This window comes from Rhodococcus sp. 15-2388-1-1a (assembly GCF_002259145.1).
In the GTDB taxonomy this organism is placed as follows: Bacteria; Actinomycetota; Actinomycetes; order Mycobacteriales; family Mycobacteriaceae; genus Rhodococcoides.
This window is the reverse complement of record NZ_NPFP01000008.1, coordinates 694,736-717,670: the sequence shown is the minus strand read 5'-3', so window position 1 is coordinate 717,670 and position 22,935 is coordinate 694,736. Positions and strand designations below refer to the sequence as shown.

Genomic DNA, 22,935 nt, shown 5'->3' with positions numbered 1-22,935 from the left:
CCACCTCCTCGACCCTCACGCCCAGGGTAGGACGGTCAGGTTCGGCCATTCGGTGATCCACCGAGCAGCCTTCGCCTCGTACACGTGCTGCATCGGTAACCGCGGGTTCGGCCGCACGATTCCCGCGAAGAGATCGTCGAATCCGTGCGGTGCGTACACGACGTCCGTTCCGCCCTCGTCGGTGGTGATGCCGAAGCAGCACGTGGTGGAGACGAAATGATCGATCGCATCCTCGGTACTTCGGTACGGCGCGATCGCAGAGCCGAAATGCTGCTCGTACCACAGGTGTACGCGCGCCTCGTTGCGTACTTCGACGTCCACACCGAGGTCGGCGAACACCGAGGCCGCGGACTCGATCACCTCGTTCTCCGCTTCGTAGGACAGATCGGAGTCGTCGAAGTAGAAGAAGTCGTAGTCCCGGATACCCGCACGAAGATCCCGACCGGCCAGGTGATTCCACACCGTCTGGAAGAGGCCACCCGCCGTCAGATACCACCCGGGCAGCCCGAGCTGCGGTGCGCGTCGAAGAATCTCGCCGACAGCGGGATTGGATCGAACGATCGAGACGAAGTCGGTCTCGTCCGGTGGCGTCACACCGGCAGGACGGCCAGACCGTGCGGCCTGAGGTTGACCGACTCGCACCCGTCTGCGGTGACCACGACGATGTCCTCGATGCGTGCACCCCACCGTCCGCGGAAGTAGATTCCCGGCTCGATGCTGAACGCCATCCCTTCGGTCAGCGTGATGTCGTTACCCGCAACGATGTACGGCTCCTCGTGTACCGACAGGCCGATCCCGTGACCGGTGCGGTGGAGGAACGCCTCCCCCAGACCGGCGTCGACCAGGACGTCGCGGGCGGCCGCATCGATGGACTGCGCCGTGACACCGGGCACCACCGCATCGACAGCTGCCTGCTGGGCCCGCTCCAGTACCGCGTACTGCTCGGCGATCTCCGCCTGCGGCTCGCCGAGACTGTAGGTCCGGGTCGAGTCGGAGTTGTATCCCGGTGCGACGGGTCCCCCGATGTCGATCACCACGATGTCGCCCGCCTCGACTACTCGATCGGATACCTCGTGATGCGGATCGGCACCGTGAGGCCCGGATCCGACGATGATGAATTCCGGTGCTGTGTGGCCTTCTTCGACGATCGCGGCCGCGATGTCCGACGCGATCTGAGCTTCCGTGCGGCCTACTCGAAGCCATTCACCCATCCGGGCGTGCACGCGGTCGATGGCGTGACCGGCGCGCCGCAACGCGTCGATCTCGGCTGCATCCTTGACCATACGAAGTTCGCGCAGCACGTCCGTGGCCAGTACAGGGACCGTGCCGAAGACACCGGCCAGCGGCACGAAATGCAGGGCGGGCATGGCGTCGGCGACGGCTGTTCTCGTTCCGCCGGGAACAGCGGCCGACACCAGTGCGTACGGATCCACACCGTCGACCCAGTCGACGAGCGTCAGAGACAGCTCCTGAGCCGCGGAATCACCCAGCGCGGCGAGCTCGAGCCGCGGAACGACGACCGTGGGGGTGCTGCCGTCCGCCGGAACCACCAGAGCGATGAGACGCTCGAACGAGCTGGCCTTCGAGCCGATCAGGTACTGCAGATCCGGACCCGGCGTGATCAACAGGGCATCCAAGCCCGCTTCCGACGTCAGGCGAGCCGCGCGGGCGAGCCTGGACGCATAGACATCGCTGGAGAAACGTGAGGAACTGACCGAAGAATCGACACTCATACCTTCAGGCTAATGCCGTACGGCAAGATGAGCGCCATGACCGCCCCCGGAAAGTCTCCGTTGCTGCTCCTCGACGGTGCGAGCCTGTGGTTCAGGGCTTACTACGCACTGCCCGAGTCGATTACGGCCCCAGACGGGCGACCCGTCAATGCCGTTCGCGGCTTCCTCGACATGATCTCGGCGTTGATCGCGCGCACCGAACCCAGCCGACTGGCCGTGTGTCTCGATCTGGACTGGCGGCCACAGTTCCGCGTCGATCTCGTGCCGTCCTACAAGGCGCACCGTGTGGCCGAGGCTGCCCCGGAGGTCGCCGAGAGCGAAGAAGTTCCGGAAACGCTGACACCGCAGGTGGACATGATCATGGATGTGCTCGCCGCATTGGGGATCGCGACCGCGGGCGCAGACGGTCTCGAAGCCGACGACGTGCTGGGGACCCTGGCCGCGCGCGAGCGTCAGGACCCCGTGGTCGTGGTCAGTGGAGACCGAGACCTGCTTCAGGTTGCCGCCGACGAGCCGAACGAGGTGCGCGTTCTGTACGTGGGACGTGGGCTGGCCAAAGCCGAATTGTTCGATCCCGCACTGGTTTCCGAGCGCTACGGGGTGCCACTTCATCGAGCGGGTGCGGCGTACGCGGAACTCGCCTTGCTGCGCGGCGATGCCTCCGACGGCCTGCCCGGCGTCAAAGGTATCGGGGAGAAGACGGCATCGAGCCTGATGATGACCTACGAATCCGTCGGTGCGTTGCGCGCTGCGGCACTCGACCCGTCGTCGGACATGGCCAAGGGCATCCGAGCGAAGCTGGCCAATGCCGGCGACTACCTGGACGCGGCGCTGCCCGTCGTCCGGGTTGTCACCGACGCCGATGTGGTCCTGTCGAAGTCCGACGAGATTCCGGCCGAGCCCGCCGATCTCGACGCGCTGAACACGCTCGCAGAGACCCTCGGTATCGAGAACGCCGTGGCCCGCCTCGTCGCTGCGATGGCGGCCACGGCGTCGACGACCTGACCGAGTGACCGAAACGGGTCTACTTGGGTAGAGAGACCTCATAGTTGGCGTCGTCGTCGAGGAAGGTCAACGTCACCGTCTTGAAAGAACCGTCGACCGTCAGGGTGCAATCGACACTGGTCCGGGCCTTGACCTCGATGTCCTGGGGACAGGACACACCGGAGACGTCGGACGCACCGTAGGACTCGGTGACGACCGTGCGAATGCCCTCCTCTGCCGCCGCAGTATCGAGGGTGGTCGTGCGTCCGAACGCGAAGAACGACACCACAGCGATCACCGCGATTACTGCGACCACGGCACCTGCGATGATCAGGGGCGTCTTCGACTTGGCCCCGGGCTGCCCGGGCCCCTGCTGATTCGGATATTGCTGGTTGGGATATTGCTGGTTGGGATTCCACGGCTGCTGTGGTTGCTGACCGTATTGCCCTGGCCCGTATTGTCCACTACCGAATTGCTGTGGTGCGTAGGGGTTCTGGTATGCCGCATCGCCCGATGCAGGCGCGCCGGCACCGGGATAGGGTGCGCCGTACTGTTGACCGGCGGGGTACTGCGCGGTGGGGTTCTGTCCCTGGGGATAGCCGCCCCGCGCGTTCGGGACCTGGGGGTACTGCCCCTGCGGATAGCCGGCGGGTGGGTATTGGCCCTGAGGGTATGGCCCTTGGGGGTACTGCCCCTGAGGGTATTGGCCCTGAGGGTACTGGCCGCCGGGCTGCTGTGGGCTCTGCCCGTACGCCGTCTGGCCGGGTTCGCCGTAGGGCGCGGCCGGCGGCTGTCCGTACTGACCCCACGCCGAAGGCGTCGGAGTCTGTGACTCGGCCGAAGAACCACCAGGCTGCGTCTCCGGCGTGTCTTTCGCGGCGCCGTCCTGCTGATCGGGCTTGCGCGACCAGCTGTTGTCCGGATCGTTCGGACCGTATGGGCCGCTCATCTCGCCTCCACTGAAAATTCGGATTCGTCGGGGGTACAGTAACCCGCCCGTACGACTCGCCGCTGTACCGACCCGGCAGTCGGATTCGGTCCCGTCATGCGGCATCGACCGCGACCACGCCGCGGCGGAGAGCTGCGATCGCCCGCGCCGCAGTTCGCGACAGTTCCGGCTCCGGGGCAGCGAGCCGAACCTGATCCAACAGGTCGATCACCTGCCGACACCAACGCACGAAGTCTCCACCCGAGAGTGCTTTGCCGTTGTCACCCGCTGTGACGAGAGCATCGACCAACGAATGGTTCGACGCCCACTTGTAGATCGCCTTCACGAAGCCCATGTCGGGTTCTCTCGTCGGGGGAAGCTTGTGCCGAACTTCGTCGGACCGCAGCTCGTGCCACACCCGCACGGTCTCGGTCAGCGCGTGTCGAATCGGACCCGTCGGACCGTGCGGAGTGATGTCACCCTCCGACCTGGACTCGTAGACCACAGCCGAGACCACGGCCGCCAGTTCCGCCGGAGAAAGGCCCTGCCACAGGCCGCCGCGCAAGCATTCGGCGACCAGCAGATCGGACTCGGAATAGATCCGACTCAGCCGCGCGCCGTCGTCGGTGACCTTCGGATCCTTGCCTGCCGTCACGTAACCGCGGTCGGCGAGCAAGGCCAGGATGCGGTCGAAGGTCCGGGCGAGGGAGTTCGTCGTCGCCGATACCTTCTGCCGCATCGTTTCGGTTTCTCGCGCCAACCGGTTGTATCGCTCACCGGTGCGGCCGAGCTCGTCGCGGTCGGGGCGCGCGTGCACCGGATGCGATCGGATGGCTCGTCGAAGGGTGGCCAGTTCCTTGTCGTCCGCTGCGGTCGATTTGCGTCGGATGCGGTCCGACGGCTGCGAGATTCCGCGCGTCACCAGGGCGGTTGCGAGGTCTCGCCTGGTCTTCGCCGTGCGATGGTCGACAAAACGGGGCAGCCGCATGGTGCCCAGAGGTGTGGCAGGAGAAGGGAAGTCCGCTGCCGAGAGTCGGCCGGCCCACTTGTCCTCGGTCAGTACGAGCGGACGCGGATCGGCTCGGTCGTCATCGGGCTCGAGAACCACGGCAAGGCCGCTGCGGCGACCGGTCGGCACCGAGATCACATCGCCGCGGCGCAGTGCGCGCAGCGAATCGACTGCCTTGTCTCGCCGATCGGATCTGTTCTGGCGTTCGAGGGTCTTCTCGCGATCCTTCAGTCGTTCGCGCAGCCGCGCATACTCGAAGTACTCCCCGTCGGGGCCGCCGAGGCGTGCACCGAGCGCCTCCAGCGTCTGCATGTTCTTCTCGATACCGCGAACCATCCCGACGACGGAGCGGTCGGCCTGGAACTGTGCGAACGACCTTTCGAGCAACAGACGCGAATCGGCCGCACCGAACTGCTCGATCAGGTTGATCGACATGTTGTACGCCGGCGCGAACGAACTGCGCAGCGGGAACGTACGGGTCGACGCCAGACCCGCGACCTCGGTCGGCTCCGTGCCCGGCTGCCACAGCACGACGGCATGTCCTTCGACATCGATGCCGCGGCGTCCGGCCCGGCCGGTCAGCTGGGTGTACTCCCCCGGCGTCAACTCGGCGTGTGTCTCACCGTTGAACTTGACCAGCTTCTCGAGCACGACGGTTCGGGCAGGCATGTTGATCCCGAGAGCCAACGTCTCGGTGGCGAACACCGCCCGGACCAGGCCCTTGACGAACAACTCCTCGACGGTGTGCCGGAAGACCGGCAACATCCCGGCGTGATGGGCGGCGAATCCGCGCTCGAGTGCGTCGCGCCACTCCCAGAAACCCAGAACCTCCAGGTCCTCGCGCGGCAGCTCCGAGGTGTGCTTCTCGACGATGTACCGAATTTCCTCCGCCTGCTCGGGCGTGGTCAACACCAGCCGCGAACGCATGCACTGGGTCAGAGCGCCGTCGCACCCGGCGCGGCTGAAGATGAAGGTGATCGCAGGGAGCAGACCCTCTTCGTCGAGCTTGGCTATCACATCGGGACGGGCCAGCGGGCGGTTGTTCGCGCCACTGCCATGGCCGCCACCTCGACCGCCGCCGCCTGACCGACCGCCGCGGCCTCTGCTGTGTGGAGCGTGCCAGCGGTCCATCGAGTCGAGGGACTGACGCTGTTTGACGTGCCGGACGAGTTCCCGATCGACGACGATCTTCTGGCTGCCGTCGGCAGACTGGGCTCGCGTGTCGAACAGATCGAACAATCGGCGGCCCACCATGATGTGCTGAGAGAGGGGCACCGGGCGGTTCTCGTCCACCACGACGGAGGTGTCACCGCGAACCGTGCTCATCCAGGCACCGAACTCCTCGGCGTTGCTCACCGTTGCCGACAGGCTGACCAGTCGAACGTCGTCGGACAGATGCAGGATGACCTCTTCCCACACCGCGCCTCGGAAACGGTCGGCCAGGTAGTGCACCTCGTCCATGACGACGTGCGAGAGGCCCCGCAACGCGTCCGATGACGCGTAGAGCATGTTGCGCAGCACTTCCGTCGTCATGATGACGATGGGGGCATCGGGGTTGATCGACGAGTCTCCGGTCAGCAGCCCGACCGTGTCGCGCCCGTACCGCGCGGTCAGCTCGGCGAACTTCTGGTTGCTCAGCGCCTTGATCGGGGTGGTGTAGAAGCACTTCCGTCCCGCGGCGAGCGCCAGGTGCACCGCGAACTCGCCGATGACGGTCTTGCCGGCACCGGTGGGGGCACAGACCAGAACGCCGTGGCCGTTCTCCAGAGCAGTACATGCATCGACCTGGAACCGATCGAGCGGGAAACCGAGTTCGGCCGAGAAGCGTTGCAGCTGAGTAGGTTTCGGACTCAGCTGGACGTCCGCCGTAGTCTCCGTCATGCGCTGGTCCCAACGAAGCGGCCGGAATCAGATGGTGTCGTCGTACTGTGACTGGGTGCGGGTCGCAGCACCGAATCCGCTGGGCGGCGGTGTCGGAGCGACAGCGTGTGGGGACTCGATCGTACTTGCGCCTTCGATACGTGTTGCTTCGTCATCTGACACATCACCCCATTCGTCTCTTCTCTTGCGCAACTTACGCTTGTCGTGAATCCGCGCAATCTGCACTGCCATCTCGAAGAGAACCGTCAACGCCAAGGCCAAGGCCAGCATCGAGAACGGGTCCTGCCCCGGAGTTGCGATGGCCGCGAAGACGAACAGCCCGAAGATGAGACCTCGACGCCATGCCTTGAGTCGCTCGTAGGTGAGTACGCCGACAAAATTCAGGGCGACGACCAGCAACGGAATCTCGAAACTGACGCCGAAGATGATGAGGAGGTTGATCAGGAATCCGAAGTACTGATCGCCGCTCAGGGCAGTGATCTGCACGTTGTCACCGATGGAGAGCAGGAAGTGCAGGCCTTTGGCGACCACGAAGTAGGCCAGGACGGCTCCGGCGACGAACAGCGCTGCCGCTGCGGAGACGAACGACACCGCGTGCCGGCGTTCGTTGGCGTACAGGCCGGGAGTGATGAAGGCCCAGATCTGATACAGCCAGATGGGGCAGGCCAGCACGACACCGGCGGTGAACGCGACCTTGAATCGCAACAGGAACTGATCGAACGGTCCGGTCGCCAGCAGACGACACTGGTCGTCGTTGCTCAGATTCGCGCGAAGGCTGGGATCGAGCGTGCAGTAGGGACCCCGTAGGAGGTCGCCGAGGCTCTCGACGCCGAAGATGGTGTGCGAGTACCAGAAGAACCCGAAAGCAGTCGTCACTGCAACTGCTACCAACGACCACAGGAGCCGGGTTCGCAGCTCGTACAGGTGATCGACCAACGACATGGTGCCGTCGGGATTGACTCGGCGCTTGCTACGCCGCGGATCGAACGGAATGCGCATGGTGTTCTACGGTCAGCCTTCTTCGGTCGGACGGCGGCGGAGGGCCGTCACCGACAGCAGTGAACCTTCGGTGCCACTTGGCACCGAAGGTGTGCTGAGCGGCCGTGCGCTCAGGCAGACTTGGCGTCGTGCTGGGTCTCGCTGTTCGGCTGCACGACGGGCGCAGGCGAGGGCAGCTGTGCGGGAGCGGTCGGCTGCTGTGCCGTCGCAGTGTCGGCGTCCGACTTGCCGTCGTTCTGCATCTCCTTCACCTCGCTCTTGAAGATGCGCAACGACCGGCCGAGTCCGCGAGCAGCCTCGGGCAGCTTCTTGGAACCGAACAGAATGATGACGACCACCGCAACGATGGCCCAGTGCCAGGGACTGGTGAATCCCATGCGAACCTCCTACAGATCAGATGAATCGAGCGTACCCGACCGCGGGTACCGCCTCCGGCAGCGGCGGCCGCGGGTTTGCCCCGCGTTCATGTGGCGACGGTGCCGTCCACGCCGGTGGCGTCGAGCTCGGCGTACGCATCCAGGGCCGAACGCGCTCGGTCGCGGACGGAGTTCACCAAGGATTCAGGTGCCAGTACCGTGACGCCGCCGCCGAAGCCCAACGTCAACCGAGTCATCCACTGCAGCGTCGCGAACCGCATCGTGACCACTATCGACCCGTCCGCATCCGCAGCGACCTGTGTCATCGGGTAGTAGTCCAGGATCCAGGTGAAGGCAGGCGACACCTTCAGCCGCGCCTGCGACAGCGAGGGATCGTCGTTGAAGATCTCGAAGGCGTCCTCGTCCTGCACCGATTCCGGCGGCGCAGCCGGTTCGTCGAGCTCGGTGGCCGAGTCGATGCGGTCGAACCGGAACAGTCGAACTCCCTCGGCGCTTCGGCACCACGCCTGCACGTAGCTGTGGTCGTCGACGACCACCGTCCTGATCGGGTCGACGGTTCGCTCGGTGACCACATCCCGCGACGCGGAGTAGTAGGTCAGTTCCAACGCGTGCCGGTGACGCAGGGCAGATCGGACGGTACTCGAGACCGGGCCCTCCTCTGCACCTGCTCCGTCGTGATCGGACGAAAGTGGCACGTTGGCCGCCGCCGAGCCTGCTGCGGTCTCGATCTTCGCGATCGCTCGCTGAGCGGCGGACGGGTCGACCATGCCGGGCATCGACGTCAGAGATCGAAGCGCAACCAACAGAGCCGTCGCCTCGGTCGACGTCAGGCGTAGCGGTCGATCGATCCCGGCGGAGAACGTCACGTCGATGCTCTCCTCGGAGAATGACAGATCGATCAGATCACCCGGGCCGTAGCCGGGCAGACCGCACATCCAGAGCTGATTGAGATCGGCCATCAGCGTCGCCGTCGACACCCCCAGCTCCCGCGCGGCCTCCTCGGCGCTCAACCCGGGATTCGCCATGAAGAACGGCACCATGTTGAGCAACCTGGCCAGCCGAACCGACAGTCGCGCGCTCATCGCTCGTTCTCCACGTCGGCCGCTGTCTGCAGGGTCGAGATCACGTCTGCGCGCAGCTCGGCGGGTTCGAGTACCACCGCATCCGCTCCGTGACCTGCGATCAACCGCGAGATCCAATCCCAGGACCGCACGGGCACCTCGACGACAGTGCCGCTGCGGGTACCGAGGCTCTGCACGCCGACCACCGTTCCCATCCTGCGCAATTCCAGCGCCCTTCCGTCGTGCAGCCATACCCGGGCCGTGCCCGATACCGAGGACGTACCCGCGACTCGACGGACGATGTCCTGCAGATCGACGCCGTCGGGCCTGCGGACGCTCTGCGGGGTGCCGAACGACTTGACCTCGTCGCCGATTCGGGAGAGGCGAAACGTGCGGGTGTCGTTGCGGTCCACGTCGTGTCCCACCAGATACCAGCGACCGCGAAACGTCACGACACCCCAGGGCTGGACGGTTCTGGTGGTGAACGGCTCGGTCAACGACGGGCGGTGTTGGAACCGCACCGACTTGCCGTCGTCGATCGCGGCCAGCAAGGCACCCAGCGCAGGTTCGGAGCCGCGAGTGCGTGCGGGAACCGCGGTCACCGACGCGGCGGACTCGTTCTGGTCGACCTGAATTCCCGCGGCTCGGAGTTTGAGCAACGCACTCTGTGCCGCGGAGGTGAGTTCGGGCGACTCCCACAGCTTGACGGCGACCGCGACGGCGGCCGATTCCTCGCTGGTGAGGTCGATGTCGGGCAGTTCGTAGGCATCGCGGTTGATGCGATAGCCCTCGACGCCACCGAATCTGGTGGCGGTACCGGTCTCCAACGGGACACCGAGGTCACGCAGTTCGTTCTTGTCCCGCTCGAACATCCTGCTGAACGCTTCGTGGCTGGTGGAGTCGTCGTATCCGGCAACGCTCTCGCGGATCCACTCCGCGGTGAGGAACTGACGTGTCGACAGCAGACAGATGACCAGATTCATCAGGCGTTCGACTTTGGTGGTGGCCACGACAGTCGAGCCTAGTTGCTCGTGGGTGGCCGCAGCGGTAACGACCCGACTGCGTCGGGCACTACATCGACGCGATCAGCCTCTCCACTCGCTCGTCGACCGAGCGGAACGGATCCTTGCAGAGCACGGTTCGCTGAGCCTGATCGTTGAGCTTGAGGTGCACCCAGTCGACCGTGAAGTCGCGACCTGCCTCCTGGGCGGCCGTGATGAATTCTCCGCGCAGCTTGGCTCGGGTGGTCTGGGGCGGCAGGTCCACGGCCTCGTCGATCTGTTCGTCCTCGGTGACGCGCTTGGCCAACCCTTTGCGCTGCAACAGGTCGAACACTCCCCGGCCGCGCTTGATGTCGTGGTAAGCCAGGTCCAACTGAGCGATCTTGGGATCGGACAGCTCCATCGAGTACCGGTCTTGGTAACGCTGGAACAGTTTGCGCTTGATGACCCAGTCGATCTCGGTGTCCACCTTCGCGAAATCCTGGGTCTCGATGGCGTCGAGCGTTCGTCCCCACAGGTCGACGACCTGTTCCACCTGAGTGTTCGGCTCGCGCGTCTTGAGGTGCTCGACGGCTCGTGCGTAGTACTCGCGCTGAATGTCGAGGGCGCTGGCCTGTCGTCCCCCGGCCAGTCGAACGGGACGCCGTCCGGTGAGATCGTGACTGACCTCGCGGATGGCGCGAATCGGATTGTCCAATGCGAAATCTCGGAAGGACACACCCGCCTCGATCATTTCGAGAACGAGGGCTGCCGTTCCGACCTTGAGCATCGTCGACGTCTCGGCCATGTTCGAGTCGCCCACGATGACGTGCAGGCGGCGGTACTTCTCGGCGTCGGCGTGCGGTTCGTCGCGAGTGTTGATGATCGGCCGGGAACGAGTGGTTGCCGAGGAGACGCCTTCCCAGATGTGCTCGGCGCGCTGCGACAGGCAGAACGTCGCAGCCTTCGGCGTCTGGAGTACCTTGCCTGCGCCACAGATCAACTGGCGCGTGACCAGGAACGGCAGCAGCACGTCCGAGATTCGGGAGAACTCACCGGCACGCTGGACGAGGAAGTTCTCGTGGCAGCCGTAGGAGTTTCCCGCCGAGTCGGTGTTGTTCTTGAACAGATAGATATCGCCCCCGATGCCCTCTTCTGCCAGGCGCTGCTCGGCGTCTATGAGCAGGTCTTCCAAGACCCGCTCGCCGGCGCGGTCATGGGTGACCAACTGCAGCAGACTGTCGCACTCGGCGGTGGCGTACTCGGGGTGCGAGCCCACGTCGAGGTACAGGCGGGCACCGTTGCGAAGGAACACATTCGAGCTGCGACCCCATGAGACGACTCGGCGAAACAGATAGCGAGCCACTTCGTCCGGACTCAGCCGTCGATGTCCGTGGAAAGTACATGTGACACCGAACTCTGTCTCGATGCCCATAATTCGTCGCTGCACACTTCGACACTACAACGCAACCCTCGAAACGATGTGTCGGAGCGCCCCGATGTCGTCCGTCCGTGAAGATGCCGTCGCACGTGCCTAGGCTGGGCGTCATGACTTCCACGCGCACCTCGATCTCGACGACCGTTCACGCGTGGGATCTGTCCCTGGTCGCTCGAAGTGCCGCCCTGCGGCAGAGCAGAGCTGACGGCGGCCTGCGCGCACTGAGTAACGCCGCCGACCACGGTCGTCTGTGGCTCGGCGCGGCCGCACTTCTCGTGGCTGCAGGTGGCCCGGCCCGACGCGGCGGCGTTCGGGGTCTCGTGGCGCTGGCGGGTGCGAGCTCGGTGGCGAACGGGCTGCTCAAACCGCTGTTCCCAAGGACTCGTCCCGATTCCGAGTCGGTTCCCGTCCTGCGCCAGGTCCTGGCTCCGCCGGTGTCGTCGTCGTTTCCCTCCGGGCATTCGGCGTCGGCGGCTGCGTTCGTCACGGCGGTGGCGATCGAATCCCCGGTGGCGGGCGCGCTGCTGGCACCCGTCGCGGCCGCGGTGTGTTATTCGCGGGTCCACGTCGGGGTGCATTGGCCGACGGACGTCATCGCCGGTGCCGCTCTCGGCTCGGCCATCGCATTGTCCACCCGTCGCTGGTGGGCCGTGCGGTCGGAAAAGCCCGCCGATCTGGGCTCCCCGGCCGAGGTCGAGCCACTGCACGGCGGCCGGGGGCTGCTGGTGCTGGTCAATCCGGGTTCGGGCGACGATTCGGAAGCGGTGCCCGATGCGATCCGTCGAGCACTTCCCGACGCCGATCTGTTCGTGCCCGATCCCGATCAGGACTTCAACGAGCAACTGGAGCAGCGGATTCGAAGCACGTCTCCGCGCGCCCTCGGTGTCTGCGGTGGCGACGGCACGGTGGTCAGTGTTGCCGCATCGGCGGTGCGGAACGGCTTGCCGCTCGCAGCATTTCCGGGTGGCACCCTCAACCACTTCGCTCGCGACACCGGGCTGACCGTCGTGGAGGACACTGCTGCTGCCGTCGAAGCGGGCACCGCCGAACTGGTGGACATCGCCGAGGTGTCCGTCGACGGCCGCAGCGTGTCGTTCGTCAACACCGCCACATTCGGTGGCTACCCCGACTCGGTGCGGCTGCGTCAGAAGCTGCAGCGCCGAATCGGCAAATGGCCGGCCGCCGCGATCGCGATGACGAGGGTGCTGGCTGCTGCCGAACCGCTGAACATCCGGCTCGACGGCACCAGGCACTCGGTCTGGATGCTGTTCGTCGGTAACGGCAACTACGTACCGACAGACCAAGTCCCCATGTCTCGCAGCAGCATTCACACCGGAACGCTCGATGTTCGGTTTCTGCCGTCGGAGCCGAAGGCATCCAGGACCAGACTGCTGTGTGCAACGTTGACCGGCACCCTCGGCTCGTCGCCCGCCTACGTCCGTCGAGCGGTGAAGAAGCTGACCGTCGAGGTGGAGGGTGCCGCCGTCGCGCTCGCGGCCGACGGCGAAGTGGTGGGCGACGGAACGTCGTTCGAGTTCACCAGTGACAAGAACGGCCTCGCGCTCTACCGGAAGCGGTAGCGCACGAGGCCGTACGAGTGTGGGGACCGACCGTCAGGAAGGCGGTGCACCCTCGGTGTCGGGTACCGTCTCGACCGCCGCAGTCGGCGTCGGCAACATGTCCTCCAACGCAGCTCCGGCAATGCGTCTGAACGCTCGTCGCGGCCGCCCCTGGTCCAGCACCGCAACCTCGAGCGCCGACACCTCGAGAACCTTCTTCTCCGGCTCGCCGCCCGCCGCAGGCGGTGTCGCCGGACCTGCCGTGAGTGCGTCGACGGCAACGCGAACCGCGTCGGCGAGATCGAGCCCGGAGCGGTACGTGTCCTTCAGTGCAGCCACGATCGGCTCGGTCGTCCCGCCCATGACGACGAAATCCTGCTCGTCGACGATGGATCCGTCGTAGGTGATGCGGTAGAGCTGCGTCGCGATCGGCTCGTCCTGATGCGACACCTCCGCGACACAGATCTCGACCTCGTACGGCTTGAGCTGCTCGGTGAAGATCGAGCCGAGTGCCTGCGCATACGTCTTGGCGAGCGAACGGCCGGTCACGTCACGCCGATCGTAGGTGTATCCCTTGATGTCGGCGTGCTGAATACCGGCCTTGCGCAGGTTCTCGAACTCGTTGTACTTGCCCACGGCCGCGAAGCCGATCCGGTCGTAGAGTTCGCTCACCTTGTGCAACGCTGTCGAACGGTTCTCGGCCACGAACAGGACCCCGTCCGCGTACGTCAGCACGATGACGCTGCGGCCGCGGCCGATTCCCTTGCGCGCCAACTCCGAACGATCGCGCATGATCTGTTCGGCGGATGCGTAGTACGGCATCGTCATGGTGCGCTACCCCCTTCGCTCACTTGCTGGCCGGCCCGGGTGTGATGCTCGGCACCGCCGGAATGCGCTGCACTCTCGGTTCGCTCCGCGAGGACGGACCGAGCTGCAGCCGAAATCCTCTCGTGCGCAACATCGTCCGCCCCGACGCTGGTGATGGCGACGGCCGTCGGGTAGATCCCGCGGGTGACGTCGGGACCACCGGTGGCCGAATCGTCGTCGGCGGCGTCGTACAGCGATTCCACCGCCGCACGTATCGCCTCCTCCTCGGTCATTCCGGGGCGATAGAGCTTCTTGAGCGCGGACTTGGCGAACAGCGATCCCGATCCCACCGCGTGGTAGCCCGAACGCTCCTCGTATCGCCCACCGACCACGTCGTAGGACACGATCCGTCCGGCTCGGTCCGGATCCGAGATGTCGATGTCGAATCCGACCAGCAACGGGACGGCGGCGAGCCCCTGCATCGCGGCACCGAGGTTGCTTCGCACCATCGACGACAGCTTGTTGGCCTTGCCGTTGAACGTGAGCGGCACGCCTTCGATCTTCTCGTAGTGCTCGAGTTCGACGGCGAAGAGCCGTACCAGTTCGATCGCGATGCCTGCCGTCCCGGCGATGCCCGCGGCGGAGTAGTCGTCGGTGACGTAGACCTTCTGCATGTCGCGATTGGCGATCAGATTGCCTTGCGTGGCACGCCGATCACCGGCGATCAGAACTCCGCCCGCGTAGGTCAGTGCGACGATCGTCGTCCCGTGCGGAGCGATGCCGGACTTGTCCGAGCCGCCGTTCGCGGTGTGAGACGCCAGATCCGCTGCGATACCGCTCTCGGGCAACAGATGAGGGGCGTGCTGGCGCAGGTAATCGGAGAACGACGAGCTGCTCGACCCGAAGGGGATCGCCGTGCCGTCGCCGACCGACCGTGGGTCCGAACGATCCACCGTCACTGGCCGCCCTTCTGAACGTAGGCGCGGACGAAGTCCTCGGCGTTTTCCTCGAGCACGTCGTCGATCTCGTCGAGAAGGTCGTCGGTCTCCTCGGCCAGCTTCTCGCGTCGTTCCTGACCACCGGCTCCGGTGTCGCCGGGAACCTCATCGTCGTCGCCGCCGCCAGAGCGCCGTGTCTGCTCCTGTGCCATAGTCGCCGACCTCCTCCGTATATCGAGAAAACAGATCTACTGCACTCTCACCGGTCGATTCCAGGTGCACCGTCGTGGATGTGCAAGTGCAACCGAACGTTCCGCCGAAAGTGCACGGACCTTTACCCTACCGACAGACCGACTCCGCCGGTTGGCAAGACACCGCGAATAGTCGGCACCGGTTCTCGGGTGCGTCAGTTGGTGAGCTGATCGACGAGTTCCGCGGCGCTGTCGACCGACTCGAGCAGTGCCCCGACGTGCGCTTTGGTGCCTCTGAGCGGCTCGAGGGTCGGGATACGAACGAGGGAGTCGCCGCCGAGATCGAAGATGACCGAGTCCCAGCTCGCTGCGGCGATGTCGGCCCCGAACTTGCGTAGGCACTCGCCGCGGAAGTACGCCCTCGTATCGTCCGGCGGGGTGCCGACGGCATCGAGTACCTGCTGCTCGGTGACCAGTCGATCCATCGACCCACGAGCAACCAGCCGGTTGTAGAGGCCTTTGTCCAGCCGCACATCGGAGTATTGCAGGTCGACCAGATGCAGCCGCGGAGCCGACCACCCGAGCCCCTCCCGCTGGCGGAATCCTTCGAGCAGGCGCAGTTTCGCGGGCCAGTCCAGCAGATGGGCGCACTCCATCGGATCTCGTTCGAGAAGGTCGAGAACCATGGCCCACTTGTCGAGCACGTCCAGTGCGCGCGCATCGTCGCTGCCTTCGGCAGCCACGAATTTCGCGACGCGCTGGTGGTAGATCCGCTGCAGCGCAAGACCGGTCAGTTCGCGGCCGTCGGCGAGAGCGACGGCCTTGCGCAGCGTCGGATCGTGGCTGATCTGATGGACTGCGGTCACCGGCCTGGCCAGCTGCAGATCGGACAGGTCGACCCCCGCTTCGATGAGGTCGAGCACGAGCGCTGTGGTGCCGACCTTGAGGTAGGTCGACATCTCGGCGAGATTCGCGTCGCCGATGATGCAGTGCAGGCGGCGGTACTTGTCCGCATCCGCGTGCGGTTCGTCGCGCGTGTTGATGATGCCGCGCTTGAGGGTGGTCTCCAGGCCCACCTCCACCTCGATGTAGTCCGCCCGCTGCGAGAGCTGGAAGCCAGCTTCGTCACCGGACTGGCCGATTCCGACACGTCCCGACCCGGTGATGACCTGCCGCGAGGCGAAGAACGGCGACAGACCGGCGACGACGGCCGAGAACGGTGTCTCGCGCGACATCAGGTAGTTCTCGTGGGTGCCGTACGACGCACCCTTACCGTCGACGTTGTTCTTGTACAGCTGAAGGCGCGGTGCTCCCGGGACGCTCGACGCATGGCGGGCGGCAGCTTCCATCACGCGCTCGCCTGCTTTGTCCCAGATCACTGCATCCAGCGGGTCGCGTACCTCCGGAGCGGAGTACTCGGGGTGAGCGTGATCGACGTACAGGCGAGCACCGTTGGTGAGAATCATGTTGGCTGCGCCGATCTCGTCGGCGTCGATCACCGGGGCGGGGCCGCTGAAGCGTCCGAGGTCGAAGCCGCGAGCGTCACGCAGAGGCGACTCGACCTCGTAATCCCAGCGCGTGCGCTTGGCCCGCGGTACCCCTGCCGCGGCCGCGTAGGCCAACACTGCCTGGGTCGACGTCAGGATCGGATTGGCGGTGGGCTCGGTGGGCGAAGAAATGCCGTACTCGACCTCGATACCGATGATGCGCTGCATGAGTCGAGCCTAGACGGCACCTGGACACAGATCGGGGCGCGCCCTGTGCGGACGCGCCCCGATACTGCTCTGTGCAGGATCTACAGGTACTGGCCGGTGTTGGCCTCGGTGTCGATCGCCCGGCTCGCGCTGGCGTTCTTGCCGGTGACCAGCGTGCGGATGTAGACGATCCGCTCGCCCTTCTTGCCGGAGATTCGAGCCCAGTCGTCCGGGTTCGTGGTGTTCGGCAGATCTTCGTTCTCGGCGAACTCGTCGACGATGGAGTCGAACAGGTGCTGAATTCGTAGACCGCCGTTGCCGGTTTCCAGTACCGATTTGATGGCGTACTTCTTCGCGCGGTCGACGATGTTCTGGATCATGGCACCGGAGTTGAAGTCCTTGAAGTACAGAACTTCCTTGTCTCCGTTGGCATACGTGACCTCGAGGAAGCGGTTGTCGTCGCTTTCGGCGTACATGCGCTCGACGACGCGGTCGATCATCCCTCGGATGCACGCAGCGCGGTCTCCACCGAACTCTGCGACATCGTCGGCGTTGACCGGCAGCGAATCGGTCAGGTACTTGGAGAAGATGTCCTGTGCCGATTCGGCGTCGGGCCGCTCGATCTTGATCTTGACGTCCAGGCGACCGGGCCGCAGGATCGCGGGGTCGATCATGTCCTCACGGTTGGAGGCACCGATCACGATGACGTTCTCGAGCCCCTCCACGCCGTCGATCTCGGCGAGCAGCTGCGGAACGACCGTCGTCTCGACGTCGGACGAGACTCCCGAACCACGGGTGCGGAAGATCGAGTCCATCTCGTCGAAGAACACGATGACCGGGGTGCCCTCGGACGCCTTCTCCCGTGCTCGCTGGAAGATCATGCGGATGTGACGTTCGGTCTCGCCGACGAACTTGTTGAGCAGTTCGGGGCCCTTGATGTTGAGGAAGAACGACTTCGCTTCCTTGGCGTCCTGCCCGCGTGCCTCGGCGATCTTCTTGGCCAACGAATTGGCAACAGCCTTGGCGATCAACGTCTTTCCGCAGCCGGGAGGACCGTAGAGCAGAACACCCTTGGGCGGACGCAGCGAGTATTCGCGAAACAGATCCTTGTGCAGGAACGGGAGTTCCACGGCGTCGCGAATCTGCTCGATCTGTCGACCGAGACCACCGATGTCCTCGTACCCGACGTCCGGCACCTCTTCGAGGACCAGGTCCTCCACTTCGGCCTTGGGGACTCGCTCGAAGGCGTAGCCGGCCTTGGTGTCGACGAGCAGGGAATCGCCCGGGCGCAGTTTGCGGGACGGTTCGTCCGGGTCGACGGGACCCTCGTCGTTGACCATGTCGATCAACGGCTTGGCCAGCCACACGACTCGCTCCTCGTCGGCATGACCGACGACGAGCGCCCTCGATCCATCGCCCAGAAGCTCACGCAGAGTGCTGATCTCGCCGACCTGGTCGAAGGTGCAGGCCTCGACGATGGTCAACGCTTCGTTCAGGCGCACCGTCTGTCCCGGTGCCAGCGAGTCGGCCTCGATGTTGGGTGAGCACGTCAGCCGCATCTTGCGTCCGGAGGTGAACACGTCGACCGTTCCGTCGTCGAAGACGCTCAGCAGAACGCCGTAGCCGCTCGGTGGTTGGCCGAGGCGGTCCACTTCCTCGCGGAGCGCGATGAGCTGTTGCCTGGCCTCTTTCAGGGTGTCCATCAGCTTCGCGTTGCGGAGCGAGAGCGAATCGACGCGACCTTCGAGTTCGCGTACCTGCTCGGGGGACTCCCCCAGTTGACGGCGCAGTGAAGCAGCTTCGGCTCGCACGGCGTCCAGTTCGGCTCTGGCCGCGGCCACATCCGGATTGTCTGTTGAGCTCATGAGCGACTCCTCCCAGTGACGATCTATCAACGCTACCGGCACCGGCCCGAATGTGCGGACCGACACCACGATCGGGACGGAGAAGCAGTGTGTTCGACCGCACCCGAGCGTCGGTCGAGTTCATGTTAGCCTCACCTGACCAAACAGCGGACCGACCACGGAATCAGGGGCTTCACCAGTGAAGATGCGCATTTTCTCGGCAGGTGTCGCGCTCGCGGCAGCAGTGATGTCGGTAGCCGGGTGCAGCTCGGCCGACGAATCCGATCGGACCGATCACAATTCGACGTCGGCCGCCGAGAGCAGCGCCACGGCAACCGATGCACCCGCCGTCACGCCGCCGACCTCCGGCGAACTCGAAGCATCTCTGCTGCAGCTGGTGGCCCCGGACGTCGACGCGGCGACGAAGGCGGCCGCGGTCGAGAACGGACAGGCACGCTTGACCAACCTCGAAACGATGACCGCGGCCCTGGCGAACTACGGCGCGATCACCTTCGAGGTGGCCGAACCGACGGTCGAGGGCGAGACATCCACCGCTGACGTCGCTATTGCCACGCCTCGGGGAACGGCAGCTCCGTCCCCGCAGACCTGGGTGCTGATCGACGGCGACTGGAAGCTTTCCGATGCCAGCACCTGCCAGATCCTCGCGATGGGGCAGGCTCCCTGCGCCTAGACCGAGGTCGGGAATCGCCGGTGGCGGCTCTTGTCGTCAGCCCTTGCCGGATCGACGCTGCGGCTTCGGCGTGACGGTGCCCTCGGCGAGGCGTCGGACACTGACGAGGAATGCCGTGTGCCCCTGCATCCGATGCTCGGGACGAACCGCCAGTCCGACGACGTGCCACCCCCGCACCATCGACTCCCACGAACGGGGTTCGGTCCAGCACTCCTGCGCCCGAAGGGCTTCGACGACCTTGGACAACTGCGTCACCGTGGCGACGTAGACGAGCAGCACGCCGCCCGGAACGAGAGCTTTCGACACGGCGGGCAATGCGTCCCAGGGCGCGAGCATGTCGAGGACGACCCGATCGACCTGCTCACCGGGACGGTCGACACCGAACTGATCCACGTCGGCCACCGTCAGGTGCCAGTTGGACGGCCGCTCGCCGAAGAAGGTCTCGACGTTCTTGATCGCGTAGTCGGCATGGTCCTGGCGGATCTCGTAGGAGATGACCGTGCCTGCCGTGCCGACGGCACGCAGCAGCGAGCACGTCAGAGCGCCGGATCCGGCACCGGCCTCGAGCACGCGCGCCCCGGGGAACATGTCACCCTCGTGCACGATCTGGGCTGCGTCCTTGGGGTAGATGACCTGCGCGCCACGCGGCATCGACAGCACGTAGTCGGTCAGCAGCGGCCGCAGCGCGAGGTAAGGGGTGCCGTTGACCGACGTGACGACGCTGCCCTCGTCGGCACCGAGAAGTTTGTCGTGGGTGATTCCGCCCCGATGGGTGTGGAACTCCTTGCCCGCCTCGAGAACCACCGTGTAATGGCGGCCCTTCCCGTCGGTCAGCTGGACTCGATCTCCGACGCGGAACGGTCCGCTGCGGGCGGGTCCGGTCGGAACCGGCTCGACCGGGATGCCGTCGTCGGCCGTCGAAGCTTCGTCGAGTTCGATTTCGTCGACACTCGCGGTGACCACTTCGTCCGCACCGATGACCGGGGCATCGACGATCGCGTCGACCTCGGACCCGTCGGTAGACGCGGACGCGGAATCACCGAAGGACACAGCATCACCGGACGGCACAGCGGAACCTGCTTTCGTTGCTCTGTTGGACGCCCGACCTGTTCGGTCCGACACCTGGGACGACTCGACGTGCCAGACTACGGCCTTGACCGAAGATGTCGGACCAACGGCATAGTCTCGCAGACGTGAGTATTTCCGTGTCGACGCCCATCGACTTGCCTCTACTCGATCTCGGCGACACTGCGCACGCGTCGCCGTCGACGACCGGTTCTCGTAGTACGCCGGCGTTGTCGCCTTCGCGCGCAGGTGATTTCAAGCAGTGCCCACTCCTCTATCGCCTCCGTGCCGTCGACCGAATTCCCGAGGTCTCCACCGAAGCTCAGGTGAAGGGAACTGTGGTGCATGCCGCATTGGAGGCCCTGTACGCGTTGCCAGCACAGGATCGTGTGCCGACCACTGCGCGAGAGCTCGTCGATCCGGCCTGGGAGCGAGTGGTCGCTCGGTCACCCGACATAGAGACTCTGGTCCCGGTGGACGAACGACCGGCGTTTCTCGACCGGGCTCGTGCGCTGGTCGCCGGCTATTACGAACTCGAAGACCCCACTCGGTTCGAGCCCGAGTCCTGTGAACAACGAGTGGAGGTCGTGCTCGACGACGGTACGCCGCTGCGCGGATTCATCGATCGGATCGACGTGGCACCGAACGGGATGATCCGCGTCGTCGACTACAAGACGGGCCGGGCTCCACGGGAGTTCACCGAGTCCAAGGCGCTGTTCCAGATGAAGTTCTATGCCCTGATGATCATGCGGATGCGTGGAGTCGTTCCAGCGCAACTGAAGTTGATGTATCTCTCCGACAAGCAGGAGCTGACCTACACCCCCGACGAGGGTGAACTGCGAAGGTTCGAGCGCATGCTGTCCGCGATCTGGAAGGCGATTCTGGCGGCGGGTGAGACCGGTGACTTCCGCGCCAAGAAAGGCGCACTGTGCAAGTGGTGCGACCACCAGGCGCTGTGTCCGGAGTTCGGCGGTACTCCCCCGGCTTATCCGGGTTGGCCCACGGCCGCTGCCGAACCGACGGGTGCCGAGCTGTGACGGTTCCGAATGCCTTCTTCGTTCCCGCCGGGGTCGGCAGAGAAGGCCACGAGAGGGTCACCGCCACCGAGCACACCGTCAGCCTGTGGGCACCGACGATGCAGCACGGCGCTCCACCGTCGGCCCTGTTGGTCCGTGCGCTCGAGCGAGTGGACGCCAGGGAGGACACCCGTATCAGTCGCGTGGCCGTCGACATTCTCGGGCCGATTCCTGTCGGGGACATCGAGATCCGGGCATGGACGGAGCGACCCGGTGCCAATATCGAACTCGTCGTCGCGGAGCTCTGGGCGGAAGGCGCCTCGGGAACTGCGCGCGCGGTGGCCCGCGGCAGCGCATGGCGCATGCGCACCGTACCGACCGACGACGTTGCACACTCGGGCGATCCGGTGATGCGACCGGTGAGCGACGGTGTCGACTACGCCTTCGGTGGCACCTGGTCGTCGGGCTATCTCGACGCCGTCGAGTTCAAGATGCTCACCGGGCTCGGTGCGGATGGGCCGGGCGAGATCTGGGCCAGGCCCACACCTGTTCTCGTGCAGGGTGAATCGATGACGCCCCTCGAAAGGCTCTTCTCGATCGCGGACATCGCCAACGGAATCGGAGCGAAGCTCCCGATCGACGAGTGGACGTTCTTGAACACCGACCTGACCGTGCACGTGTTCCGAGTGCCGCAGGGCGAATGGATCGGGGTGTCGGCCGAGACCTCCACCGGGCCCGACGGTATCGCCATGTGTGCGGGCACACTCAGTGACGAGCTGGGACCGGTCGGTCGTATCGCTCAGACAGTGTTGGTTCGGCGTCGGAGCTGACGGCCGTATCGGATCTAGAAGGCGCGGCAGGACCTGATGTCGGAGGCGAGGATGGCTTTGGCACCGAGCTCGGCGAGCTGATCCATCACGTTGTTGTGCACCTTACGAGACACCATGGCGCGCACGGCAACCCAGTTGTCGTCGACCATCGGTGCCAAAGTCGGCGACTCGATTCCAGGAGTGATCTTGACTGCCTCGTCGAGGATCGACTTGGGGCAGTCGTAATCGAGCATCAGATACTGCTGCGCGAAGACGACGCCCTGTACGCGGGCGATCAGTTGCTTGCGTGCGGAGTCGGTGCCCGGGGTGCCTGCTCGTTCGATCAGCACGCCCTCCGAATCGCAGAGAGATTCACCGAAGGCGACGAGGTTGTTCTGACGCAGCGATCGTCCCGACTCCACGACGTCGGCGATCGCGTCGGCAACCCCGAGCTGGATGGAGATCTCGACTGCGCCGTCGAGGCGAATGACGGTTGCCTCGAGTCCTCGGGCGGCCAGATCCTTACGAACCAGGTTGGGATAGGACGTCGCGATGCGCAGTCCGCCCAGGTCCTCGGGTGCCCACTCCTTGCCCGCCGGCGCGGCGTAGCGGAAGGTCGAACGACCGAATCCGAGTGCCAGCCGCTCCTCGACCGCGGCACCGGAATCCAGCGCCAGGTCGCGTCCGGTGATGCCCAGATCCAGCTGGCCGGATCCGACGTAGATTGCGATGTCCTTGGGGCGGAGAAAGAAGAACTCGACGCCGTTGGCCGGATCGAGAACCGTCAGGTCCTTCGAGTCGCTTCGGCGTCGGTAGCCGGCTTCGCTGAGAATCTCGGCGGCGGACTCGGACAGTGCGCCCTTGTTGGGTACGGCTACGCGCAGCATGGAGTTTTCCTTCATCGGTGAATTCGTAGGAGGGGTGCGGACCT

Annotated in this window: 21 protein-coding genes; 5 read left to right on the top strand and 16 right to left on the bottom strand. The window is 65.3% G+C overall.

Translation table 11 applies throughout. From position 1 onward, the window contains the following. Positions 1 to 15: 15 nt before the first annotated feature. Together CH302_RS07870 and CH302_RS07865 are read right to left on the bottom strand one after the other, a co-directional pair. Positions 16 to 594, bottom strand: coding sequence for a nucleotidyltransferase family protein (locus tag CH302_RS07870; RefSeq protein WP_037189298.1), 579 nt, complete (start codon positions 592 to 594; stop codon positions 16 to 18). After that, positions 591 to 1,733 (bottom strand): M24 family metallopeptidase, encoded by a 1,143-nt coding sequence (locus CH302_RS07865; RefSeq protein ID WP_037189299.1) that lies wholly within the window; start codon positions 1,731 to 1,733, stop codon positions 591 to 593. Before CH302_RS07865 ends, CH302_RS07870 begins: the two co-directional genes overlap by 4 nt. Positions 1,734 to 1,760: 27 nt before the next feature. Between CH302_RS07865 and CH302_RS07860 the strand changes: the two genes are divergently transcribed. Next, positions 1,761 to 2,738 carry a 5'-3' exonuclease gene (locus tag CH302_RS07860; protein WP_037189998.1) on the top strand — a complete coding sequence of 326 codons (978 nt, stop codon included), beginning with the start codon at positions 1,761 to 1,763 and terminating at the stop codon, positions 2,736 to 2,738. A gap of 19 nt (positions 2,739 to 2,757) precedes the next feature. On the opposite strand, the gene CH302_RS07855 is transcribed toward CH302_RS07860, so the two are convergent. From CH302_RS07855 to pafA, 7 genes are all read right to left on the bottom strand, one after another. Then, positions 2,758 to 3,666: a DUF4333 domain-containing protein gene (locus CH302_RS07855; protein ID WP_082323581.1), complete on the bottom strand. Its 909-nt coding sequence runs from the start codon at positions 3,664 to 3,666 to the stop codon at positions 2,758 to 2,760. 94 nt (positions 3,667 to 3,760) lie between these two features. After that, complete coding sequence (locus CH302_RS07850) at positions 3,761 to 6,535, bottom strand: DEAD/DEAH box helicase (protein WP_052047487.1); 2,775 nt, start codon at positions 6,533 to 6,535, stop codon at positions 3,761 to 3,763. Positions 6,536 to 6,562: 27 nt separating this feature from the next. After that, a complete protein-coding gene (tatC, locus tag CH302_RS07845) occupies positions 6,563 to 7,534 on the bottom strand; it encodes a twin-arginine translocase subunit TatC (protein ID WP_037189300.1) in 972 nt (323 codons plus the stop codon). 110 nt (positions 7,535 to 7,644) lie between these two features. Continuing rightward, complete coding sequence (gene tatA / locus CH302_RS07840) at positions 7,645 to 7,911, bottom strand: Sec-independent protein translocase subunit TatA (protein ID WP_037189301.1); 267 nt, start codon at positions 7,909 to 7,911, stop codon at positions 7,645 to 7,647. An 86-nt stretch (positions 7,912 to 7,997) separates the two neighbouring features. Beyond that, positions 7,998 to 8,993: a helix-turn-helix transcriptional regulator gene (locus CH302_RS07835; RefSeq protein WP_037189302.1), complete on the bottom strand. Its 996-nt coding sequence runs from the start codon at positions 8,991 to 8,993 to the stop codon at positions 7,998 to 8,000. Beyond that, complete coding sequence (locus CH302_RS07830; protein WP_037189303.1) at positions 8,990 to 9,982, bottom strand: helix-turn-helix transcriptional regulator; 993 nt, start codon at positions 9,980 to 9,982, stop codon at positions 8,990 to 8,992. Before CH302_RS07830 ends, CH302_RS07835 begins: the two co-directional genes overlap by 4 nt. A gap of 61 nt (positions 9,983 to 10,043) precedes the next feature. Then, the gene (gene pafA / locus CH302_RS07825; protein WP_170944814.1) at positions 10,044 to 11,402 is read right to left on the bottom strand and encodes a Pup--protein ligase; all 1,359 of its coding nucleotides are present in this window, start codon (positions 11,400 to 11,402) and stop codon (positions 10,044 to 10,046) included. Positions 11,403 to 11,500: 98 nt separating this feature from the next. Between pafA and CH302_RS07820 the strand changes: the two genes are divergently transcribed. After that, a complete protein-coding gene (locus tag CH302_RS07820; protein WP_037190002.1) occupies positions 11,501 to 12,970 on the top strand; it encodes a bifunctional phosphatase PAP2/diacylglycerol kinase family protein in 1,470 nt (489 codons plus the stop codon). A gap of 33 nt (positions 12,971 to 13,003) precedes the next feature. Here the strand turns inward: CH302_RS07820 and prcA are convergent, their stop codons facing one another. The 5 genes from prcA to arc all read right to left on the bottom strand — a co-directional run bounded on the left by prcA (position 13,004) and on the right by arc (position 18,444). After that, the gene (prcA, locus tag CH302_RS07815; protein WP_037189304.1) at positions 13,004 to 13,777 is read right to left on the bottom strand and encodes a proteasome subunit alpha; all 774 of its coding nucleotides are present in this window, start codon (positions 13,775 to 13,777) and stop codon (positions 13,004 to 13,006) included. Continuing rightward, positions 13,774 to 14,715, bottom strand: a complete 942-nt coding sequence (gene prcB, locus CH302_RS07810; RefSeq protein ID WP_037189305.1) for a proteasome subunit beta — start codon at positions 14,713 to 14,715, stop codon at positions 13,774 to 13,776. The genes prcA and prcB overlap by 4 nt, the downstream gene beginning before the upstream one ends. Next, the gene (locus tag CH302_RS07805; RefSeq protein WP_008716348.1) at positions 14,712 to 14,906 is read right to left on the bottom strand and encodes a ubiquitin-like protein Pup; all 195 of its coding nucleotides are present in this window, start codon (positions 14,904 to 14,906) and stop codon (positions 14,712 to 14,714) included. The genes prcB and CH302_RS07805 overlap by 4 nt, the downstream gene beginning before the upstream one ends. Positions 14,907 to 15,100: 194 nt before the next feature. Further along, positions 15,101 to 16,600, bottom strand: coding sequence for a depupylase/deamidase Dop (dop, locus tag CH302_RS07800; RefSeq protein ID WP_037189306.1), 1,500 nt, complete (start codon positions 16,598 to 16,600; stop codon positions 15,101 to 15,103). Positions 16,601 to 16,680: 80 nt separating this feature from the next. After that, positions 16,681 to 18,444 carry a proteasome ATPase gene (arc, locus tag CH302_RS07795; protein WP_037190008.1) on the bottom strand — a complete coding sequence of 588 codons (1,764 nt, stop codon included), beginning with the start codon at positions 18,442 to 18,444 and terminating at the stop codon, positions 16,681 to 16,683. Between the two features lie 184 nt (positions 18,445 to 18,628). Between arc and CH302_RS07790 the strand changes: the two genes are divergently transcribed. Next, positions 18,629 to 19,114 (top strand): hypothetical protein, encoded by a 486-nt coding sequence (locus tag CH302_RS07790; RefSeq protein ID WP_037190011.1) that lies wholly within the window; start codon positions 18,629 to 18,631, stop codon positions 19,112 to 19,114. Positions 19,115 to 19,150: 36 nt separating this feature from the next. Here the strand turns inward: CH302_RS07790 and CH302_RS07785 are convergent, their stop codons facing one another. Then, positions 19,151 to 20,017 carry a tRNA (adenine-N1)-methyltransferase gene (locus CH302_RS07785; RefSeq protein WP_052047554.1) on the bottom strand — a complete coding sequence of 289 codons (867 nt, stop codon included), beginning with the start codon at positions 20,015 to 20,017 and terminating at the stop codon, positions 19,151 to 19,153. 320 nt (positions 20,018 to 20,337) lie between these two features. On the opposite strand from CH302_RS07785, the gene CH302_RS07780 reads away from it, so the two are divergent. Continuing rightward, positions 20,338 to 21,216, top strand: a complete 879-nt coding sequence (locus CH302_RS07780) for a RecB family exonuclease (protein ID WP_052047555.1) — start codon at positions 20,338 to 20,340, stop codon at positions 21,214 to 21,216. Next, the gene (locus tag CH302_RS07775; protein WP_037189307.1) at positions 21,213 to 22,025 is read left to right on the top strand and encodes a thioesterase family protein; all 813 of its coding nucleotides are present in this window, start codon (positions 21,213 to 21,215) and stop codon (positions 22,023 to 22,025) included. Before CH302_RS07780 ends, CH302_RS07775 begins: the two co-directional genes overlap by 4 nt. A 14-nt stretch (positions 22,026 to 22,039) precedes the next feature. Here the strand turns inward: CH302_RS07775 and hisG are convergent, their stop codons facing one another. Continuing rightward, positions 22,040 to 22,891, bottom strand: coding sequence for an ATP phosphoribosyltransferase (gene hisG / locus CH302_RS07770; protein ID WP_037190018.1), 852 nt, complete (start codon positions 22,889 to 22,891; stop codon positions 22,040 to 22,042). Positions 22,892 to 22,935: the final 44 nt, after the last annotated feature.

What these genes read in the sequence shown, in the direction of transcription:
- CH302_RS07865 (WP_037189299.1), bottom strand. Translation starts at nt 1,733, where the DNA reads ATGAGTGTCGATTCTTCGGTCAGTTCCTCACGTTTCTCCAGCGATGTC.
- arc (WP_037190008.1), bottom strand. Translation starts at nt 18,444, where the DNA reads ATGAGCTCAACAGACAATCCGGATGTGGCCGCGGCCAGAGCCGAACTG.
- CH302_RS07820 (WP_037190002.1), top strand. Translation starts at nt 11,501, where the DNA reads ATGACTTCCACGCGCACCTCGATCTCGACGACCGTTCACGCGTGGGAT.
- tatC (WP_037189300.1), bottom strand. Translation starts at nt 7,534, where the DNA reads ATGCGCATTCCGTTCGATCCGCGGCGTAGCAAGCGCCGAGTCAATCCC.
- CH302_RS07790 (WP_037190011.1), top strand. Translation starts at nt 18,629, where the DNA reads ATGCGCATTTTCTCGGCAGGTGTCGCGCTCGCGGCAGCAGTGATGTCG.
- dop (WP_037189306.1), bottom strand. Translation starts at nt 16,600, where the DNA reads ATGCAGCGCATCATCGGTATCGAGGTCGAGTACGGCATTTCTTCGCCC.
- prcA (WP_037189304.1), bottom strand. Translation starts at nt 13,777, where the DNA reads ATGACGATGCCGTACTACGCATCCGCCGAACAGATCATGCGCGATCGT.
- hisG (WP_037190018.1), bottom strand. Translation starts at nt 22,891, where the DNA reads ATGCTGCGCGTAGCCGTACCCAACAAGGGCGCACTGTCCGAGTCCGCC.
- CH302_RS07860 (WP_037189998.1), top strand. Translation starts at nt 1,761, where the DNA reads ATGAGCGCCATGACCGCCCCCGGAAAGTCTCCGTTGCTGCTCCTCGAC.
- CH302_RS07835 (WP_037189302.1), bottom strand. Translation starts at nt 8,993, where the DNA reads ATGAGCGCGCGACTGTCGGTTCGGCTGGCCAGGTTGCTCAACATGGTG.
- tatA (WP_037189301.1), bottom strand. Translation starts at nt 7,911, where the DNA reads ATGGGATTCACCAGTCCCTGGCACTGGGCCATCGTTGCGGTGGTCGTC.
- CH302_RS07850 (WP_052047487.1), bottom strand. Translation starts at nt 6,535, where the DNA reads ATGACGGAGACTACGGCGGACGTCCAGCTGAGTCCGAAACCTACTCAG.
- CH302_RS07855 (WP_082323581.1), bottom strand. Translation starts at nt 3,666, where the DNA reads ATGAGCGGCCCATACGGTCCGAACGATCCGGACAACAGCTGGTCGCGC.
- CH302_RS07805 (WP_008716348.1), bottom strand. Translation starts at nt 14,906, where the DNA reads ATGGCACAGGAGCAGACACGGCGCTCTGGCGGCGGCGACGACGATGAG.